The organism is Xanthomonas sp. NCPPB 1062 (genome assembly GCF_041481705.2).
Lineage (GTDB): Bacteria > Pseudomonadota > Gammaproteobacteria > Xanthomonadales > Xanthomonadaceae > Xanthomonas > Xanthomonas euvesicatoria.
The window spans coordinates 2,264,233-2,279,123 of record NZ_CM192987.1; the positions used below are offsets into that span (position 1 = coordinate 2,264,233).

17 protein-coding genes and 1 pseudogene are annotated in these 14,891 nt (G+C 62.8%); all 18 read right to left on the reverse strand.

Annotated elements, in window-relative coordinates; translation table 11 throughout:
- Window positions 1-179: 179 nt before the first annotated feature.
- Window positions 180-1,121, reverse strand: coding sequence for a hypothetical protein (locus ACCQ16_RS09960; protein WP_230201298.1), 942 nt, complete (start codon window positions 1,119-1,121; stop codon window positions 180-182).
- Window positions 1,122-1,152: 31 nt separating this feature from the next.
- On the reverse strand, window positions 1,153-1,776 hold the full coding sequence (locus ACCQ16_RS09965; protein ID WP_109291538.1) for an LbetaH domain-containing protein: 624 nt from the start codon (window positions 1,774-1,776) through the stop codon (window positions 1,153-1,155).
- Window positions 1,766-2,911 carry an aromatic ring-hydroxylating oxygenase subunit alpha gene (locus ACCQ16_RS09970; protein WP_031422545.1) on the reverse strand — a complete coding sequence of 382 codons (1,146 nt, stop codon included), beginning with the start codon at window positions 2,909-2,911 and terminating at the stop codon, window positions 1,766-1,768. The genes ACCQ16_RS09965 and ACCQ16_RS09970 overlap by 11 nt, the downstream gene beginning before the upstream one ends.
- A gap of 14 nt (window positions 2,912-2,925) precedes the next feature.
- Window positions 2,926-3,042, reverse strand: a pseudogene (locus ACCQ16_RS09975) (acetyltransferase); the annotation flags it as partial.
- Between the two features lie 142 nt (window positions 3,043-3,184).
- Window positions 3,185-3,832 carry a NeuD/PglB/VioB family sugar acetyltransferase gene (locus tag ACCQ16_RS09980; RefSeq protein ID WP_277573109.1) on the reverse strand — a complete coding sequence of 216 codons (648 nt, stop codon included), beginning with the start codon at window positions 3,830-3,832 and terminating at the stop codon, window positions 3,185-3,187.
- Window positions 3,829-4,608 carry an SDR family NAD(P)-dependent oxidoreductase gene (locus tag ACCQ16_RS09985; protein WP_173644714.1) on the reverse strand — a complete coding sequence of 260 codons (780 nt, stop codon included), beginning with the start codon at window positions 4,606-4,608 and terminating at the stop codon, window positions 3,829-3,831. Before ACCQ16_RS09985 ends, ACCQ16_RS09980 begins: the two co-directional genes overlap by 4 nt.
- Complete coding sequence (locus ACCQ16_RS09990) at window positions 4,605-5,363, reverse strand: SDR family NAD(P)-dependent oxidoreductase (protein WP_109291532.1); 759 nt, start codon at window positions 5,361-5,363, stop codon at window positions 4,605-4,607. The genes ACCQ16_RS09985 and ACCQ16_RS09990 overlap by 4 nt, the downstream gene beginning before the upstream one ends.
- Window positions 5,364-5,365: 2 nt before the next feature.
- Entirely contained in the window at window positions 5,366-6,406 is a 1,041-nt protein-coding gene (locus ACCQ16_RS09995; protein WP_031422552.1) for a ketoacyl-ACP synthase III, read from the reverse strand.
- Window positions 6,407-6,411: 5 nt separating this feature from the next.
- The gene (locus tag ACCQ16_RS10000; RefSeq protein WP_011347283.1) at window positions 6,412-6,636 is read right to left on the reverse strand and encodes an acyl carrier protein; all 225 of its coding nucleotides are present in this window, start codon (window positions 6,634-6,636) and stop codon (window positions 6,412-6,414) included.
- A 64-nt stretch (window positions 6,637-6,700) separates the two neighbouring features.
- On the reverse strand, window positions 6,701-7,810 hold the full coding sequence (locus tag ACCQ16_RS10005) for a DegT/DnrJ/EryC1/StrS family aminotransferase (RefSeq protein WP_014090118.1): 1,110 nt from the start codon (window positions 7,808-7,810) through the stop codon (window positions 6,701-6,703).
- A 117-nt stretch (window positions 7,811-7,927) separates the two neighbouring features.
- Window positions 7,928-9,412, reverse strand: coding sequence for a sigma-54 dependent transcriptional regulator (locus tag ACCQ16_RS10010; RefSeq protein ID WP_136733658.1), 1,485 nt, complete (start codon window positions 9,410-9,412; stop codon window positions 7,928-7,930).
- Window positions 9,405-9,788 (reverse strand): response regulator, encoded by a 384-nt coding sequence (locus ACCQ16_RS10015; RefSeq protein ID WP_003482992.1) that lies wholly within the window; start codon window positions 9,786-9,788, stop codon window positions 9,405-9,407. The genes ACCQ16_RS10010 and ACCQ16_RS10015 overlap by 8 nt, the downstream gene beginning before the upstream one ends.
- Before the next feature lie 8 nt (window positions 9,789-9,796).
- Entirely contained in the window at window positions 9,797-11,200 is a 1,404-nt protein-coding gene (gene rpoN / locus ACCQ16_RS10020) for an RNA polymerase factor sigma-54 (RefSeq protein WP_218560631.1), read from the reverse strand.
- Window positions 11,201-11,416: 216 nt separating this feature from the next.
- Entirely contained in the window at window positions 11,417-12,049 is a 633-nt protein-coding gene (locus ACCQ16_RS10025) for a response regulator transcription factor (RefSeq protein ID WP_003482986.1), read from the reverse strand.
- Between the two features lie 68 nt (window positions 12,050-12,117).
- Window positions 12,118-12,684: a PilZ domain-containing protein gene (locus tag ACCQ16_RS10030; RefSeq protein WP_046935353.1), complete on the reverse strand. Its 567-nt coding sequence runs from the start codon at window positions 12,682-12,684 to the stop codon at window positions 12,118-12,120.
- Window positions 12,684-12,977: a hypothetical protein gene (locus ACCQ16_RS10035; protein ID WP_008575949.1), complete on the reverse strand. Its 294-nt coding sequence runs from the start codon at window positions 12,975-12,977 to the stop codon at window positions 12,684-12,686. The genes ACCQ16_RS10030 and ACCQ16_RS10035 overlap by 1 nt, the downstream gene beginning before the upstream one ends.
- Window positions 12,978-12,985: 8 nt before the next feature.
- A complete protein-coding gene (fliS, locus tag ACCQ16_RS10040) occupies window positions 12,986-13,399 on the reverse strand; it encodes a flagellar export chaperone FliS (protein ID WP_014090121.1) in 414 nt (137 codons plus the stop codon).
- A gap of 150 nt (window positions 13,400-13,549) precedes the next feature.
- Window positions 13,550-14,875 (reverse strand): flagellar filament capping protein FliD, encoded by a 1,326-nt coding sequence (gene fliD, locus ACCQ16_RS10045; RefSeq protein WP_031422562.1) that lies wholly within the window; start codon window positions 14,873-14,875, stop codon window positions 13,550-13,552.
- Window positions 14,876-14,891: the final 16 nt, after the last annotated feature.

Sequence of the window (14,891 nt, forward strand, 5' to 3'; positions counted from 1 at the left end):
GAATGGGGGTGTCGTAGCGGGCGTCGAAATAGATCTTGGCAGGGACGTTCTCGCAGTGGACATGCGGCCAGCCAAGTTCAGAGCTTCGTCCTGCCGTGACGCCCCGCGTACGACGGCGCCGGTCCGCTGGAAGGGGAGTGTCATCTTCTCGGATCGGTACCGGCAATGGCAGCGCATGCTTAGCGCAAGTGCCGGCGTAGATCGTCCCAGTCCAGCAGGTCCGTGGCCACACCGCGCGCGGCCAGTAGGTCTGAGTACTGCTGTAAATCGTAGGACAACGCTGACCGCAGTGAGTCGAACTTCGGTGCATCGAAGTCGGGTTTCTGCTCATCGAAGGACAGGTCGCGGCTGGTGAAGCCAAACTTCACGTCATCCGTCTCAGGTACTTCACCGATCAGCCTCGATAGGAACTTCACACGGTTCGCTTCTTCTTTAAGCTTGTCGAGTGAGACCAGAATCAAGTCTTCCGGGCGGTACCGATCGAGAAAGCTCCTAATGCCGGCGTAGTAGAAGCTCGCCACCAGGACAGACATGAAAGGGAAGTTCCGGCGAGTCATCAGGAACGCTGTTTCGTAATCCAGCCGGCCTGCGAAGTCTCCCTTTCGGAGTCTATCGATCTCCGCATCGAAATGACGCTCGACGTAACCAGAGGAAACCCGAGGAAACATGCGTAGCTGAAGGTCCTTCTCTTCCTGGTAGGGAGTGGACGCGGTGATCTTTGGCATTGGCGTCCCATTCCGGGCCGTGGTGGTTCCAGAGGCTTTCAGGTAACTGTTGGAAAGCGCCAGCGCCTCGCCGTCCTGGAGGGCGTTGATCTTGTTCATGCGATAGGAACTCCAGGTTCGCTCGAAGGGATTGCGTAGGCACAGCACGATCCGGGTGCCATGTTCGGGCAACCTCGAGATCGCATAAGGGCTGAGAGCGTAGCCGGAGCTGGCATCCAGCCACGGCAGTTTCGCTGGTGCTGGAAGTTGCGGCTGCGTACCGGGAAACAGGTAGCCATGCGGTTCCTTGATGTCCTCGACCAGATACTTTGCGATCCCGTTTTTGGTCAGCCAGCCGGCCAGGGGCGTGGTCCCGCATTTCGCCATGCCGGCGAGGAATATGTAGTTCGTTTTCATCGTGCGACAGGCATGCGGCCTGGATCCTCCGTTACTGTCCGTAGACCAGGATGGGTTCGTCATAGCGGGTGTCGTACACCGTGCGGCTGGGCACGTCACGGTCATACAGGCGTGGCCAGCCCAGCTCGCAGTGGCGGCCGATCTTGACGCCAGGGCCGACCACCGTTCCCATGCGCAGGATGGCGTGCGCGCCGATCTCGGTGCCGTGGCCGATGCTGACGCCGATGTCGCACCAGCATGACGGGCGCAGATGCACGCCAGCACCGATCTTGACCCCGCTATGCAGCACGGTGTTGTAGTCGATACGGCTGCCCGCGCCAACCACCACGCCGTCGCCGATGAAACAGTTGCGGCCAATCACCGTGGCGGCAGCGATCACGGCTGAAGTGCTGACGAAAGGCTCCAGGCTGAAGCCGCGCGCCATCACCAGCTGCATCAGCTCCATGCGTTTGAAATTGCCGAAGCGTTCGTCGAAAGCCACGAACATGGCCCCGTCGGCCGGACTCAGTCCATCCAGCACGCCAAGATCGAACTCGTGTTCGGAATCTTGTGTTACCTCGATCCTGATGACGTTTTCTTCCTGGTACGCCTGCTTCCAGGCGTAAAAGGCCAGGTCGAGGTAGTCGCTGCTGCCGATGATCCACCTAGATTTCATGTTCGGTTTCCATCAGCTGCGTGTACCAGCGTTCGACCAGGCGATTCATGGATTCATATGCACCCTGGGTGGGTAGCGGAGCGTCCGTGTGCAATGCCGCCTGCACACGCTCCATGATGTCCACGTCTTCGCCCACCACCACCTTGCTGCCGTGCATCTGTGCCAGTAGAACTTGGCTGGAAGAGCCGTAAGGCTGTTTCTTGCGGGCGCTAAACCAATAGATTTCCAGGTCGGTGCGGTCCGGTGCGACGGGAATGTGGTGTTCCAGCGTGAAGGAATACCCGCCATTGGAACTGGCGATGTGCATGTTCGGGAAGGCCAACCAATTGAAGTAGGCATCCTGCGTGCCCCAGCGTTCCACTTTCTCGTGCCAGCCGAAGTGTTGAAGGTTGGGTATGGGGGCGTCCGGGCCGCCGAAACTAAAGCGGCGCATCTCGCGTCTCAAGGCAGCGGGCGAGCTGTCTTGCAACGCTTCCATGGACTGCTTGGCTTGTTCTTCGTTTACCTCGGCAACGAAGCTGACGCTCTTGGCTAAGGTCTTGGGGTGGACGAAGCGCGGATGATTAGCATCCCGAAGATTTTCGTAAGCGAGTTTCCAGTTGTACCGGCCACGCCATGTGGTCACCATGACCTCGGTGTCATAGGCGCTGGAACTACTTTCCAGCAAGGCGATAAAGTCAGGCGAAAACTGCTCCTCGATTGGCATTGGATTGGGATCGAGGTTGACAAACAGCAGGTTGCCGATGGCGCGCAATGAGAATTCGCGCAGCTTCAGCTCGTCCTTTTCACTATCGTCCAAGCGGTAAATCGCCTCGCAGTCCGGGATATTCTTTACCCGGCCTTGGTCGTCGTAACTCCAGGCGTGGTAGGGACACACAAGAGGCCGGCAACCGATAGCACCGGTTTGAATCAATGCACTGCGGTGGAGGCAGACGTTCTCGAACGCACGGATTTTGCCGTGGAAGTTCTGGATCACCAGGGGAATGCCCGCTATCTTGCGAGTTATGAAGTTGTTGTTCTCAGTCAGTAGAGTCTTCAGGCCAGTGAAGAGCCAGACCTTGCGAAAAATCTTTGCCTGCTCACGGGCAAAAATCTCTGGTGACAGGTAGTACCTGGTGTGCATTCGCGAGCGCATGAGTCACTGCCTTGTTAAATGTCTTTCTGGAACACGATGCGGGCAGGGTTGCCGAACACGCTGGTGCCGGAGGGCACGTCCTTCACCAGGGCCGAACCGGCGCCGACCACTTCGCCGTCGTCGATGTGGATGTAATGCACGAATACTCGCAGCGACGCGCTTACCAGTACCGGGACGAATGCGACTGAAACGCCGCGTGCACTCCAGCTCGAAAGTTTTCGTGCTCGTGCAATACGTGGAGTCGAGTGCGTTACGTGTCATAACTAGTCAGCCCTATCGGGTGAAGATGACACGCGCCGGATTGCCCGCTACGGTGCTGTTGGGAGGCACGTCCCTCACCACTACACTGCCTGCGCCGATGATCGCTCCATCGCCGACCTTGACGCCAGGAGCTAGCGTGGAGTGAGGATGGATGATCACGTCGTCACCGATGCTCACACCACCGCCGATGAAGACAAAGTTGCCAATCTGCACGAAATTCCCGATTACCACATCATGACCGATGATAGTTGTCGACAGCACGATGACGAACTCACCGATGCGGCTGTCGGCGCCGATGGACACGCCGACCTCGAACAGGCTGCCGCGTCCGATCGGTGTGGGTGATGCTTCACGCAGGCGCGGCCGCAATACCATGAAGTGAGCGCCACGCTCGATCAACGGGCGGGTGTAGCGACGGCGTGCGGCAGGATCGCCCAGCGCGCAGATGAAGTGATCGTTCTCGACGACCTGGTAGCTGTCTGGATCTCCAAGAATCGGCCATCGCGTCGTAGTGCCGAGCTCGCTACGGCTATCCAGAAATCCTTTGATCTCCCAATCGGTTCCGTACTCGGGATCGTCGTTGTAGGCCATGGCTGCCACACCCCTGCCAAAGCCGCCCGCGCCGATGATCAACACCTGATAGCGTGGTCGACTGCTCACGCGAACTCCACGCCGCCATCCATACTGAACGCCTGGCCGGTCACTTTGCTACTGGCGTCGGAGAGAAAATACAGACAGGCCAGTGCCACGTCGTTCGGGTCGCCGATGCCCAGCGGATAACGCTTGCGGCTTTCCTCGAACCAGGCCTTGTCCTCATTTATCAAGGATGTTTCCACCAGGCCAGGGCACAGCGCATTGGCGCGAATCTTTCGCCGTGCCAGTTCCAGCGCCAACGGGCGTAAGGTACCGATCAGAGCGGCTTTCGAGCCTGCGTAGGGGCCGACGCCGACTGTGCCGGTGAGCGCGGCGATGGATGAAATGAACAGCACCGAGCCGCTGGGGCGTAGCGACTGCCGCGCCAGCAGATGCCGTGTCAGCATCACCGGTGCCATGTAGTTGATGTCCATCACCTCGCGCAGAAATTTGTCGCTGACCAGCTTCATCGGCGAAAGCCCGCGAATGCCGGCGCTGTGCACCACGCCGTCGACGGGCCCGCAGTCTGCAGCGAGCTGTTGCACGGCAGTCGCATCGCTCAGGTCGCCAGCGAACAGGCGGTGCCCATCGCCCGGCAACGCGGCCAGGGTGGTCTGCAGGCGCTCTTCGTCGCGCCCGGCAATCAGCAGCTGCGCGCCCGCGTTGGCGCAGGCCAGCGCCACTGCTTCACCGATGCCTTTGGACGCACCGGTGACCAGCACGGTCTTGCCTTGCAATCCATACAGATCGCGCAGCAGGGCGGAGACGGTGTCCGAAGCGGGCATGGATGTGTCAAGGCTCATAAGCGGATCGGCAGGGAGATGCCGCCATCGATGGTCAAGGTGCTGCGCGTGATCCAGCGGCTGGCAGCCGAGAGCAGATAGGTCACGCCTTTTGCGACGTCATCCGGATCGATGCGGCCCAGCGGGGTCAGCCCGATCTTGTCGTCCATGTCCGCGGCAGTGCCCAATTTTTTCAGCATGGGCGTGTCCACATACCCGGGCGCGACGCAATTGGCGCGGATGCCGTGCTTGGCCTGCTCCAGCGCTAGCGTGCGCACCGCCGCCTCGAGCGCAGCCTTGGAGGCGGCATAGCCTGCTGCCGCCTGCGGAGCGGCGCGTGCCGACAGTGCAGTCACATAGACCAGCGACGCGGAGCCGAGCAGACGCTTCTTTGCCAGCAACTGCTGAGTCAGGCTGACTGGCGCCAGATAATTCACCGACAGCATCTGCTGCAAGTGTTTTTCGGCAGCCATCCGAAACGGCACCAAGGCGGCAATACCTGCGCACGACGCCAGCCCGTGATAGCCCGGCGTCGCGTCTACCAGCCGCTTGCGGGTCGCTTCGTCGGTGAGGTCGCCTGCCAGCACCTTGTGACCGGTGCCGTGCAATGCGTAGGCCACGGTAGTCAAGCGGGCTTCGTCGCGTCCGGTCAGTACCAAGGTAGCGCCAAGCCGGGCGCACATTGCCGCGACCGCCGCTCCGATGCCGGAGGAGGCACCGGTCACCAAAATGGTTTTGTCTTGCAGCCCGAATGTGTCAGTGCTCGCAGCCGTCATGCTCACGACTCGATCAAATCAGGAAACACCGCGCCGTCGATATCCACCAGGCACGTGCCCCACGACAAGCCGATGCCGAAGCCGCACAGCAGCACGCGCTTGGGTCCTGACTCGAGTTCCTTGTTTATCCGCGCAGTCATCGTGACCGGCAACGAGGCACCGCTAGTGTTGCCGAAGTCGCGCAGTGTCGAAGGCACCTTTTCCACCGGCAGGCCGAGCTTTTTGCGAATTGTCTCGTTGATCATGCGGTTGGCCTGGTGAAACACGAAGTAATCGATGTCTTCCTTGGCCACGCCGGTGTACTCAAGCAGTTTCTGCACGGCAGGTGGAATGCGCTGGGTAGAGAAGCTCAGCACTGCCACGCCGTCCAGGATCAGGTCCACGCCACGCTTCCAGGCGCCATCCGCCTCGTCGCGATACGGCACCAAGTGCTGGATGCCGACCGGTTCGCGGTGACCACCCACCGGCAGGATGATGGCCTTGTAGCCACTGCCATCGCTGTTGAGGTCGAAATACATCGGCGGCGCGTCGGCGCTGAACTCCAGCGCCGTGGCGGTGCCGGAGTCGGAGAAGATCGGGTCTTCAAGGTTGGCGCTGCGGTCGCCGACCAGCAGCAGGCCCTTCTTGACGCCACCGGCAGCGATCATCGAGCCGAGCAGGTTGATGCCAAACGGGTAGGCCGAGCAGCCCAGGTTGACGTCGAAGGCGACCGTGGCATGCGACAGCCCCAGCCTGTCCTGAAGGATGATGGCGGTGGCCGGAATCGGGTAATCCGGCGACTGGGTCACCACGATCAATGCATCGATCTCCTCGCGCTTCCACTGCAGCTTTTCCAGCAGCACCTCGGTCGCATCGAAGGCCAGGTCGGAAAAACACTGCCATTCCGATGCCATCCGCCGGGTCTCGATGCCGATGTTGCGCACCAGCCGCTCGCGCTCGGAGCGAATCTGCGGACGGCAATCGGTGAGATTGGACACTACACGCTTTGGCACGCATGTCGCCATGCCGGCAAAGCGGACGTTATGCAGCGTGGAGGTCGGCATGGTGCTTACGCCTCGGTCAGTTTGTAAAGATCGCCGACGGTGATGGCAACGGCGAGATCTTCGCCGGTGATGGTCTTGCCGTATTCCATGTCGAACATCACGATCACGCCCAGCGCCGCCAGCGAATCCCATTCCGGGAGCTCGAGCAGCACGGTGTCCATCGTCACTTCCACCGGCTCCTGGAAGTCGGTGGCGGAGAGGAAGTTCTCGATAAATGTTGCCTGGGTCATGCGAGCTCGCCTGGTTGCCTGTTGTAGAGATGTGAGGTTGAAATGCAGCTGCAGCGTTATACGGTCACGTCGCCTGTTGGCCGGCGATGAGATCGGCGATGGTATCCACCTGATCGCTGCTCAAGCCCGGAAAGATTGGCAGGCACAGCACCTGCGCGGCCACTGAGCGCGCCACCGGCAACCATGCCGGCGCCGACGAGGGTAGGGCACGATACATCGGGAAGTCGCTGATCAACGGATAAAAGTAGCGCCGCACCAGGATGCCGTGCTCGCGCATCAATTGGTATAGCGCATCGCGCGCCAGTGGGTAGTCGTCCTGCACAAGAATCGGAAAGTACGCGTAGTTGGGCGTGGAGTGATCGAGCCGCGCAACGCAATGGATGCCGCGCACATCGCTCAACCGTTGCCGGTACTGCGCATCGATGGTACTGCGTTGCGCAATGGCCTCATCGATGTGCTTGAGCTGCAGCAGACCGAAGGCTGCGCTGATCTCGTTCATCTTGCCGTTGATGCCCGGTGCCACCACGGTTGTCTCGTCGACGAAGCCGAAGTTCTTCAGATGCCCGATGCGCTGATAGGTCCTTTCGTCGGGACAGACAATCGCGCCGCCCTCGAAGGTGTTGAAGACCTTGGTCGCATGGAAGCTCAATACGCTCAGGTCGCCGTGGCGCAGGATCGAGCCGCCGTCATCGCGCACCCCGAAGGCATGCGCCGCGTCGTAGATCACCTTGAGGTTGTAGATATCGGCGATGCGGGTGATTGCGCTGGTATCGCAGGCGGTGCCATAGCAGTGCACCGGCATGATCGCGGTGGTCTGCGGGGTGATGGCCGCTTCGATCTTCGAAGGGTCCATGTTGAGCGTCACCGGATCGATGTCCACGAACACCGGGGTGATGCTTTTCCACAGCAGCGAATGCGCGGTAGCCACGAACGAGTAGGGCGTAGTGATCACTTCGCCGGTGATGCGCAGCGCCTGCAGGGCGGTGATCAACGCGGTGGTGCCATTGGTCAGCAGTGCAAGGTGCGGAACGCCCAGGTAATCGCACAACGCCTGCTCCAACGCCCGGTGCATCTCGCCACCGTTGCTGACGATGCGGCTGGTCCAGATCCGTTCCAGATAGGGCAGGAACTCTTCCAGCGGCGGCAGCAGCGGACTGGTGACGGGAATGGGCATCAATGCCTCGCTGGTGCGGGTGGATGTCGGGATTCCGCCGCAGCCGGCAGCTGCGAACGGAGTGATCCTGCTGAAGCAAGCGCTATGCCAGCGAGCGGAACCCGAGCGTGTGCTGGCTCAGTTGGCCAGCTCGGTCTGCTCGCGATCGATGCCGTACTTGCGCAGCTTCTCCACCAACGTGGTGCGGCGCAGGCCCAGCAGCTGAGCGGCATGCGCCACCACGCCCTGCGTGCGTTCCAATGCTTCGTTGATCAACGCCAACTCGATATTGGCCATATGCCCGCGCAAATCGATGCCATCGTCCGGCAGGCTGGACGTGGCGGCCGGTTCGGCATCGGCGGTCTTCGGTTGCAGCGTCACCACATTGCTCGGCAGGGCGCTGACTTCGACCGGTGCGGCCACCAACGCCGGCTCCGGCGGCAACTCGACCGGACTGGACGAGGCGAAATCGCCGCGATAACGCGCCGGCAGATCCTGCACCCGCACCAGCCCGCCGGGATGCAGCACCGCCAGGCGCTCGACCAGATTGGTCAGTTCGCGCACATTGCCCGGCCAATCGTAACTGCGCAGCGCCTGCAGGGCCTCGTCGGCAAAGCGCACTTCGCCGCGACCGGTGCGTGCCAGCTGGCCCGCAATGGTCTGTACCAGCATGGCCAGATCGTCCACGCGCTCGCGCAGTGCCGGCATTTCGATCGGAAACACATTCAGGCGATAGAACAGGTCCTCGCGGAACTGGCCATCGCTGATGCGCGATTCCAGATTGCGGTGGGTCGCGGCGATCACGCGCACGTTGCAGCGGATGGTCTGCCCGCCGCCAACGCGCTCGAAGCTGCGCTCCTGCAGCACGCGCAGCAGCTTGACCTGCATCGGCAGGCTCATGTCGCCAATCTCGTCCAGCAGCAGCGTGCCGCCCTCGGCCATCTCGAAGCGACCCTTGCGGGTGGTCAGCGCGCCGGTGAAGGCGCCTTTTTCGTGCCCGAACAGTTCGCTTTCCAGCAGATCCGGCGGGATCGCGCCGCAATTGATTGCGACGAACGGCCCGTCGCGCCGCGGCGAATGCTGGTGGATGGCGCGCGCCACGACTTCCTTGCCGGTGCCGGATTCGCCCAGCACCAGCACGGTGGTGTCGAACGCGGCCACCTGGTCGATCAGCCGGCGCAGGCGGGTCACTGCCTCGCTGTTGCCGGTCGGGCCGGAGTCCTGCTGCACACCGGCCTGGTGCTCGGCGTCCAGCCGCTTGAGGCTGGCACGGCGCAGCAACGCTTCCAGCTGCGCATGCCGCAGGGGAGTGTCCAACGCCCACACATTGGCTTCGTGCAGGCCGTGGGATTGCGCAAACGCGCTCGGGCTGCCCTCCATCAGCAGTACCGGTGGCGGCAGCTTGGCATCGGCCAGCCAGTCGAAGAATTTGTCGGCCTGTGCGGCGTCCTGCGCCGAGCCCACCATCACCGCCATCCACTCATCGTGGCGGTGACGGCCAGGATTGATGTCGGCGCCGTCGGTGACCCAGCGGGGATTGAAGTCCATGAACTCGAGCAGCGACACGGTGCGCTCGGCGCGCACGGCGTCACTGTCGATCAACAGAATGCGGGACTCACTCATTCCTGGCTCCTTCCGTCAGGCCCTCCAGGATTGGCATGACTTCCTGGATATAGGACAGCTTGCTGACAAAATTGTCAGCACCCGCGCGAAGAGCGTGTTCACGATGCTCGGCATCATCGAAGTGGCTCGCGATGACAATATACGGCGGATCGTCCTGCGTCTTGATCAGACGCGTGGCCTGCAGCCCGCCCATCTCCGGCATGGCCAGGTCCATCAGCACGACATTGGGGCGCAGCGACTCAGAGCGCTCGATCGCTTCCAGCCCATTGGCGGCACTGCCCACGATATTGAGCCAATCGACCTTGCGAAAATGACGCATCGCAGCGTTGATGAAGCCCTCGTGGTCGTCGACCAGCAGCACGGTGAGTTTGCTCATAGTAGTCCTTATCCTGCCCGGGCAAGCAGCGGTTTAGTGGTGCGGCGGCGCTCGCGTGCCGGTGCGATATCAAGTTGTTCGCGGTACTTGGCCACGGTGCGGCGCGCAATGTTAACGCCTTGCCGCGACAGCAATCCGGCAATCGCCTCGTCGGCCAGCGGCCGGCCGGCCGGCTCGCTTTCGATCAAGCGGCGCACCATCGCCTTGACGGCCTGGCCGGAGACGCTGGCGCCTTCCAGCCGCACGGCGAAGAAGTGCTTGAGCTCGAAGGTGCCGCGTGGAGTCTGGATGTATTTGCCGGTGGTGATGCGCGAAATGGTCGATTCGTGCATGCCGATCTCGTCGGCGATTTCCTTCAGCGTCAGCGGTGCCATCGCTTCTTCGCCACGCGCCAGGAAGGCGGCCTGGCGTTCGACGATGGCACGCGTGGCGCGCAGCAGGGTCTCATAGCGCATCGACAGCCCGCGGGTCAGCCAGCGCGCTTCCTGCAGCATGTCGCGCAACGGCTGCGCGGTCTCGCCGGCGTCGGCCAGCGCGCGTTCGTGCACCGGATTGATGCTGACGCGATGAGTGGTGGCCGGGTTGAGTGCGACGCGCCAGCTGTCGTCGGCGTGCCAGGCGAGCACATCCGGAATCACGCTGGCATTGCTTTCCTGCAGCAGGTCGTCGCCGGGGCGAGGTTGCAGCGACAGGATCAGCCGCACCGCTTCGCGGGCATCGTCCACTTCGGCATCGTGTGCGCGTGCCAGCACCGTGTAGTCGTGCGCGGCCAGCAGCTCCAGATCGCCGTCGAGGATGCGCGCAGCCAGGTGGCGTGCCGGCACGCGGCCGGGCAGGGCGCTCAACTGGGCCTGCAGACACTCGCGCAGGTCGCAGGCGGCCAGACCGGCCGGGTCGCCGTGCAGCAACCGCTGCCGGATCGCTTCCACCGCCTGCACGGTCATGCCCAGACGGGTGGCGCCCAGCTTTTGCAGCGTCGACAGCGCTTCGGTCAGATAACCGGCGTCGTCGGTCTGCTCCAGCCAGAACGCAGCGGCCCCCAATGCCGCCTCGTCCAGGTCCAGCGCCAGCTCGCGCAGGATGCGCACATGCGGGTCGGTCGACTCGCCGGCGGCCACGCGCTGCATGCGATCGTCGTCCCCATCGTTCCAACTGCCGCCCTGCACGTCCCACATCGTGCTTTCCGGCAGTTCGTCGAACGCGGCGATATCGCTGGCGCCATCGTTGTCGGTGGCGGCCTGATCCCCGTTATCGGCCAGCTCTTCCAACTCCAGCAACGGATTGGTTTCCAGGGCACGACGGATTTCCAGTTCCAATTGCATGCCGTCCAATTGCAACAGACGGATCGACTGCAGCAACTGCGGGGTGAGGTGCAGTTGCTGGCCAAGCTGGGCGGAAATGGTCGTCTTCATGGAAGCGCTTCCGATGGGCGCTGCACGCAGCAGCGATGGAATGCATCTTGCAGGACAACGCGACGGGTTTCTAATCAGGGAGTCAGGTGAGGTGACTCATGATTTTCCCGACAGTTTGTCAGGAACTTCCTGACGTTGCAGGCGGGCTCAAGCGTGCCCGCCGGAATCCCGTCACTGTTTTCAGCGTCGCTGGCCCACGCGTGCCCGGATAGCGCGTCAGACCAACTCGTTGTGATGTTTGGCGGCCAGCAGCACCAGATCGTTGGCGCGACGGCATCCGAGCGATTCCATCATGCGGGCGCGGTGGGTTTCCACGGTCTTGACGCTGATGCCCAAATCGGCGGCGATTTCCTTGTTGCTCTGGCCGCGGCCGATTTCGCGCAGGATCTCGCGCTGACGCGGCGACAGCGCGGCAATGCCGACCGGCTTTTCGCGGCCCAGCATCGGCGCAATCATCTTGGACGAGATCTGCGGGCTCAGGAACACCTGCCCGGCGGCGGCGGCGCGCAACGCCAATTCCAGTTCCAGTGGTGCGGCGTCCTTGACCACGAAGCCGACCGCGCCGCGATCGAGCGCATCGCGCACATGCACCGGGTCGTCGTGCATCGACATCATCACCACGTGCGTGCGCGGCGCGGCGCGCAGCACGTCGGTCATGGCATCCAGGCCGCTGCGGCCGGGCAAAGACAGGTCCATCAGCACCAGGTCGGGCCGGTGCAGGGACGTCATGTCCAGGGCTTGTTGCGCATTGCTGGCTTCGCCCACGACATCGATGCCGGCGAAGGTTTGCAGCAGCCTGGACAGGCCGGCACGGACAAGGGTGTGATCGTCGACGATGATGACTCGCACGGCGCAGAAGAGACCTTTTTCAGTAAAGGGCACCTTAGCTGACCCTGCGCCCGGCGCCAACTATCGGATCAACGCTGGCGGCGGGCGTCGGCGATCTGACGGCGGTGCAAGCGAAACAGGTGGCGTTCCAGCGCATCCTGCAGGCCGGGCGCGAGCGGGGCAAACTGCAGCCACAGCCAGACATCGTGGCCATCGCTCGCGTTCGCCAGCACGGTGGCAGGAAGCTGTACAAGTTCAGGAAGCCAGTCGGACGGCTGCAGGCAAACAGCGCCGGTTGTGCCGGGCGGGTGACTGGTTGCGCAACTCAGGCGGATCCCGCGCACCGACCAGTGCACCATTCCCTGGCTCAGGCCGCTGTCGCCCTGGCGCACCAGGCGGCCGATCAGCGCCAGCATCAAATCCAGTTTGGCGTCCATGCGCTGCACCAGCAGCGGCAGTTCGCCGCGGTCCTCGCTGGTTTCTTCGCTACGCAGGTCTTCGACCTGGCCAAGACTGCGCAACAGGGTTTCAGCGGCGCTGTGCGCGCCCGCATCGCTCCCGGCGCGGAAGCCGGCCGGCAACTGCAATTGGCAACTGAGCGTGTCGGCAAACAGCTCGGCATCGGCCGATGGCGCGAGTGTGCCGAGCGCGCTCATCAGATCCGTCCGACCCGCGCGTAGGCGCGGCTGGCCGACGATGAGGTGCGCTGTGCGCGGATCAGTTCCAGCAGCTTGCGCTGCCGCTCGCGCATCATCCGCATCAAGTCCTGATGCATGGTGAGCAAGGCCTGCAGCGCGTCGCGGTCCTGCTGGATGTCCACCTGCTGCGCGTATTCGCGCAGGTGCAGGTCGTGGTTGTCCAGCATCTGCGGCATCGCCTCGAACTCCTCTTGCGCCATGGCCAGGCGGAGGTCGGCGATTTCTGCTTGAAGGCTTTGCACGCTATGCATGGCAGGACTCACGAAACGGCGGAAAGGCCGCGTTGTTCGAGGGGGATGGAGTTCCACGCCGAGTCGATTTCGCTGAGCAACCCCAGCGCTTCGGTCAACGCGGTCTCGTCGTTGTGCAGGTTGGCTGCGGTCAGCCGCTGCATCACGTAGTCGTACAGGGCCGAGAGGTTACCAGCGATCTCGCCACCGGCTTCGTGATCGAGCGAGCCGTTCAAGTGACCGACGATCGCGCAAGCCTCGCCGATGGCCTTGCCCTTGCGCGCCTGGTCGCCCTGCGCCAGGCAGGCCTGGGCCAGACGGATGCGTTGGCAAGCACCGGCAAACAGCAGCGAGACCAGCTTGTGCGGATCGGCTTCGGTCACGCTGGTGGACACGCCGACCTTGCGATATTGCTCGGCATACTGACGATTGGAACCGTACATGGATGACTCCTCAATGGGCTGACCTTCGCTGGTCCCGGAGCGCTGCGCTCCTGCGACGACGCTCCTGCCGGAAGGCAAGGCCGAAATCACGATAGGCCCTACTTGTATCGGCAATACCCTGACAGGACTTGAGGATCGTCATCACGGAAATCAGCTTGTCAGCAGGCTGCTGAGCGAGCTGGTGCTGCTCTGCAACTGGCTGATCATGGTTTCCATTGCGGTGAATTGGGCGGTGTAGCGGTCGCTGAGTTTTTCCATGCGCGCATCGAGATCGTCCAGCTCCGACTCATAGCCCTTGATGGTCTTGTTCAAGCTGTCCGAGCGCAGGGTCAGCGTGCCGTTGGTGACATTGACGTTGCTGTCCAGCACTTTGCTCAGCGTGCCGCTGAACTTGCTGTCCTTGCCGAACACCTCGGCCGCGGCGCCACCGTCCGAGGCGATGGCGGTGTCGAACTTGGCGCCGTCGAAACTCATCACGCCATCCTTGTCGATGGTCAGGCCCAGGGCCTTGAGTTCGTTGACGTTGCCGCTGACCTGGCCGCGCAGCTGCTGCTGCAGATTGCGCACCAGCGAATCGCCGGTCAGCGCCGAGGCGGTCTTGGTGGTGGCGTCATAACTGCTGCTCTTGGCCAGCAGCGTGTTGGCCGTGTTGTAGGCCGCGGCGAACGCGGTGAGGTTGCCCTTGAGGCCGCTGGTGTCGGCGGCCACGCCCAGATTGAACTTGGTGCCTTCAGCGGCCTTGGTCAGGGTGAGCACCACGCCGGGCACGATGTCGCTGACGGTGTTGGAGCTGGACGTGCGCTCGAAACCGTCCACGCGTACCAGCGCGTCGGCGGCAGCGACGGTCTGGTTCAGCCCGCCGGTGACGCCGGGGCCGTAGGTCAGGCTGCTCAGGCTGGGGTCGCTGGCGCTGATGGTCAGGGCGCCCTTGGTACCGGAGTCGACCGCATTGAAGACCAGGTGCTGGCCATCGTTGGCGGTGACCACGCTGGCGGTCACGCCCTTGCCGCCGGCGGCCTTGTTGATGGCTGCAGCGATGTCGGTGAGCTTGTCGGTGCCGCTGATGTCCACGGTGACGCTCTGATCGCCATAGCCGATCGTCAGCGTGCCGCTACCCACGGTGGCATCGGCAGCGAATGCACCGGAGGCCAGTTTCTGCGAGGTCGCCAGCGAGACCACTTCCACCGAATAGTTGCCCGGCGCCGCCGAACTGGTGGTGGTAGCGGTGAAGCCGGCATCGGTCGGCACCGTGGCCTTGTAGGCGTTGGTGTCGGCGCTGCTGATCACCTTGTCCAGCGCAGACTTGAGCGTGGTCATGCTGCTCTTGATCTGGCTGATCGCCGACAACTGCGTGGTCGCGGCGGTGCCGGCCTTGTTGATGCGTGCCTGCTCGGGGTCTTTCTGCCGGGACACCAGGGTGGACACCACGGTAGGGATGTCCAATCCGGAGCCAGAAGTGCTGATCACCGATGCCATGTTGCATTCCTCGTCT

Excerpts from the sequence above, each read along its gene's own strand:
- ACCQ16_RS10000 (WP_011347283.1), bottom strand. The coding sequence starts at position 6,636 with ATGACCCAGGCAACATTTATCGAGAACTTCCTCTCCGCCACCGACTTC.
- ACCQ16_RS09995 (WP_031422552.1), bottom strand. The coding sequence starts at position 6,406 with ATGCCGACCTCCACGCTGCATAACGTCCGCTTTGCCGGCATGGCGACA.
- ACCQ16_RS10030 (WP_046935353.1), bottom strand. The coding sequence starts at position 12,684 with ATGAGCGCGCTCGGCACACTCGCGCCATCGGCCGATGCCGAGCTGTTT.
- ACCQ16_RS10015 (WP_003482992.1), bottom strand. The coding sequence starts at position 9,788 with ATGAGCAAACTCACCGTGCTGCTGGTCGACGACCACGAGGGCTTCATC.
- ACCQ16_RS10035 (WP_008575949.1), bottom strand. The coding sequence starts at position 12,977 with ATGCATAGCGTGCAAAGCCTTCAAGCAGAAATCGCCGACCTCCGCCTG.
- rpoN (WP_218560631.1), bottom strand. The coding sequence starts at position 11,200 with ATGAAGACGACCATTTCCGCCCAGCTTGGCCAGCAACTGCACCTCACC.
- ACCQ16_RS09965 (WP_109291538.1), bottom strand. The coding sequence starts at position 1,776 with ATGAAATCTAGGTGGATCATCGGCAGCAGCGACTACCTCGACCTGGCC.
- ACCQ16_RS09960 (WP_230201298.1), bottom strand. The coding sequence starts at position 1,121 with ATGAAAACGAACTACATATTCCTCGCCGGCATGGCGAAATGCGGGACC.
- fliS (WP_014090121.1), bottom strand. The coding sequence starts at position 13,399 with ATGTACGGTTCCAATCGTCAGTATGCCGAGCAATATCGCAAGGTCGGC.
- ACCQ16_RS09985 (WP_173644714.1), bottom strand. The coding sequence starts at position 4,608 with ATGAGCCTTGACACATCCATGCCCGCTTCGGACACCGTCTCCGCCCTG.
- ACCQ16_RS09970 (WP_031422545.1), bottom strand. The coding sequence starts at position 2,911 with ATGCGCTCGCGAATGCACACCAGGTACTACCTGTCACCAGAGATTTTT.
- ACCQ16_RS09990 (WP_109291532.1), bottom strand. The coding sequence starts at position 5,363 with ATGACGGCTGCGAGCACTGACACATTCGGGCTGCAAGACAAAACCATT.
- ACCQ16_RS10010 (WP_136733658.1), bottom strand. The coding sequence starts at position 9,412 with ATGAGTGAGTCCCGCATTCTGTTGATCGACAGTGACGCCGTGCGCGCC.
- ACCQ16_RS10005 (WP_014090118.1), bottom strand. The coding sequence starts at position 7,810 with ATGCCCATTCCCGTCACCAGTCCGCTGCTGCCGCCGCTGGAAGAGTTC.
- fliD (WP_031422562.1), bottom strand. The coding sequence starts at position 14,875 with ATGGCATCGGTGATCAGCACTTCTGGCTCCGGATTGGACATCCCTACC.